The sequence below is a fragment of the Pseudomonas sp. KCJK8993 genome (assembly GCF_046230915.1).
Taxonomy (GTDB): domain Bacteria; phylum Pseudomonadota; class Gammaproteobacteria; order Pseudomonadales; family Pseudomonadaceae; genus Aquipseudomonas; species Aquipseudomonas piscis.
Genome location: NZ_JBJJLO010000219.1, coordinates 1 through 3,186 on the forward strand (window position 1 = coordinate 1; position 3,186 = coordinate 3,186).

The 3,186-nt window shown below is 68.9% G+C and carries 3 protein-coding genes; all 3 read left to right on the plus strand.

The genetic code is table 11. The features are described 5' to 3' along the window. Positions 1-493 (plus strand): putative PEP-binding protein (locus ACK6AU_RS31670; protein WP_409303682.1); only part of this gene is annotated, 493 nt, incomplete at its 5' end. After that, a complete protein-coding gene (pfkB, locus tag ACK6AU_RS31675; protein WP_409303684.1) occupies positions 493-1,422 on the plus strand; it encodes a 1-phosphofructokinase in 930 nt (309 codons plus the stop codon). The genes ACK6AU_RS31670 and pfkB, both read left to right, overlap by 1 nt. Positions 1,423-1,433: 11 nt before the next feature. Continuing rightward, positions 1,434-3,186: PTS fructose-like transporter subunit IIB (locus ACK6AU_RS31680; RefSeq protein ID WP_409303686.1), on the plus strand; the 1,753-nt coding region annotated here is incomplete at its 3' end.

Consider the following 3,186-nt stretch of genomic DNA (forward strand, 5'->3'; position numbering starts at 1 on the left):
GCGCCAGGCCCGGGACATGACCGAGCGCCTGCGCCGGGAAATTCCCGTGGCCGACCTGCAACTGGGGATCATGATCGAGGTGCCCTCGGCGGCCCTGCTGGCCCCGGTGCTGGCCAAGGAAGTGGACTTCTTCAGCGTCGGCACCAACGACCTCACCCAGTACACCCTGGCCATCGATCGCGGCCATCCGACCCTTTCGGCCCAGGCCGATGGCCTGCACCCGGCGGTGCTGCAACTGATCGACATCACCGTGCGCGCCGCCCATGCCCAGGGCAAGTGGGTCGGCGTGTGTGGCGAGCTGGCGGCCGACCCGCTGGCGGTGCCGGTGCTGGTGGGCTTGGGCGTGGATGAACTGAGCGTCTCCGGACGCAGCATCGCCGAGGTCAAGGCGCGCATTCGCGAACTCAGCCTGGCCCAGACCCGAACCCTGGCTCAACAGGCCCTGGCCGTCGGCAGCGCCAACGATGTGCGCGCCTTAGTGGAGGCCATGTAATGGCGAAGATTCTCACCCTGACCCTCAACCCGGCGCTGGACCTGACCGTGCCCCTGGCCCACCTGGAGGTGGGGCAGGTCAACCGTAGCCAGGCGCTGCACGTGCATGCCGCCGGCAAGGGGGTGAACGTGGCCCAGGTCCTGGCCGACCTGGGCCATCGCCTGACCGTCAGCGGCTTTCTCGGCGCTGGCAATCCCCAGGCTTTCGATGAGTTGTTCGCCCGCCGTGGGTTCGTCGATGCCTTCGTTCGCGTGCCGGGGGAAACCCGCAGCAACATCAAGCTGGCCGAGGCCGATGGGCGCGTTACCGACGTCAACGGCCCGGGCCCGCGGGTCGACGCCGTCGCCCAGCAAGCGCTGCTGGCGCGCCTGGAGCAGATCGCCCCCGGGCATGACGCGGTGGTGGTCGCCGGCAGCCTGCCCCAGGGCGTGAGCCCGCAATGGTTCCAGGCCCTGCTGCTGCGCCTGAAGGCCATGGGCCTGAAGTTGGCCCTGGACACCAGCGGCGCCGCCTTGCGTGCCGGGCTGGCGGCCGGGCCCTGGCTGGTCAAGCCCAATGGCGAGGAACTGGCCGATGCCCTGGGCCGGCCGGCGGACCAAGCCGCCGCTGCGCGCCAGCTGCAGGCCCAGGGGGTCGAGCATGTGGTGGTCTCCCATGGCGCCGACGGCGTCCACTGGTTCGCCACTGGCCAAGCCTTGCAGGCGTTGCCACCCAAGGTCGCGGTGGTCAGTACCGTGGGCGCCGGCGACTCGTTGCTGGCCGGGGTGCTGCACGGCCTGCTCGTCGGCCAGGACGCCGCCCAGGCCCTGCGCACGGCCACGGCCATCGCCGCCATGGCGGTGACCCAGATCGGTTTCGGCATCGGCGACCGGGCCCAACTGGCCCGGCTGGAACAGGGGGTGCGCGTGCAGCCCCTGGCAGAACAATAAGAGAGGTGCCCATGAAGTTAGCCATCGTTACCGCCTGCCCCAATGGCATGGTCACCAGTGTGCTCTGCGCACGCCTGCTGGACGCCGCGGCCCAGCGCCAGGGCTGGAGCACCAGCGTCGAGGTCCACGACCCGGCCCGTCCCGAGCGCCAATTGTCGGCCGCGACCCTGGCGGCGGCCGAGTGGGTGCTGCTGGTCAGCAGTGGGCCTGTGGATCTGTCGCGTTTCGTCGGCAAGCGGGTCTATCGCAGCAGCCCGTCCCAGGCCCTGCAGGATGTGGATGCCTTGCTGCGCCGGGGCGCCGAGGACGCCCAGGTGCTGATGGCCGCGCAAGAGTCGGGCGAGCCCGCGCCCAGCGCCGAACAGTCGGTGCCACGGGTGGTGGCGATCACCGCTTGCCCCACCGGCGTGGCCCACACCTTCATGGCCGCCGAGGCCTTGCAACAGGCGGCCAAGCGCCTGGGTTACCAGCTGCACGTGGAAACCCAGGGCTCGGTGGGCGCGCGCAATCCGCTGAGCGCCGAGGCCATCGCGCAAGCCGACGTGGTGCTGCTGGCGGCGGACATCGAAGTGGCCACCGAACGCTTTGCCGGCAAGCGCATCTATCGCTGCGGCACCGGCGTGGCGCTCAAGCAGGCCGAGGCGACCCTGGACAAGGCCCTGGCCGAAGGCCGGCCGGAGTCCGTGGCCAGTGGCGCCCAGGCGCCGGCCAAGCCAGACCAGGCCGGGGTCTACAAGCATCTGCTGACCGGGGTTTCGTTCATGCTGCCGATGGTGGTGGCGGGCGGCTTGATGATCGCCCTGTCGTTCGTCTTCGGCATCACGGCCTACAAGGAGGAGGGCACCCTGGCCGCGGCCTTGATGCAGATCGGTGGTGATACCGCGTTCAAGCTGATGGTGCCGTTGCTGGCCGGCTACATCGCCTACTCCATTGCCGACCGGCCGGGGCTGGCCCCGGGGATGATCGGTGGCCTGCTGGCCAGCACCCTGGGCGCGGGGTTCATCGGCGGCATCGTCGCCGGGTTCCTGGCTGGGTACGCGGCCAAGGCGATCAACCACTACATACGCTTGCCCCAGGGGCTGGAAGCCCTGAAGCCGATCCTGATCATCCCGTTGCTGGCCAGCCTGTTCACTGGCCTGGTGATGATCTACGTGGTGGGCAAGCCGGTGGCCGGCATGCTCGGGGCCCTGACCCATTTCCTCGACAGCATGGGCACCACCAACGCGATCCTGCTGGGGGTGTTGCTGGGGGCGATGATGTGCGTGGACCTGGGCGGGCCGATCAACAAGGCGGCCTATGCGTTTTCGGTGGGGTTGCTGGCGTCCCAGAGTTATGCGCCGATGGCCGCGGCCATGGCGGCGGGGATGGTGCCGCCCATTGGCCTGGGCATTGCGACCTTCATCGCTCGGCGCAAGTTCGCCCAGACCGAGCGGGAGGCGGGCAAGGCGGCGCTGGTGCTGGGGTTGTGCTTTATCTCCGAGGGGGCGATTCCGTTCGCGGCCAAGGACCCGTTGCGGGTGATCCCGGCGAGCATGGCCGGTGGGGCGTTGACCGGGGCCTTGTCGATGTACTTTGGCTGCAAGTTGATGGCGCCCCATGGGGGGTTGTTCGTGATGTTGATTCCGAATGCGATCAATCATGGGGTGTTGTATTTGCTGGCGATCGTGGCGGGGAGTGTGTTGACGGCGGGGGTGTATGCGGTGGTTTCTTCTTACCATCTTCCAGCCCCCCAGACCCCCGTGACGCCCTTTTGCCCTCTTTTTC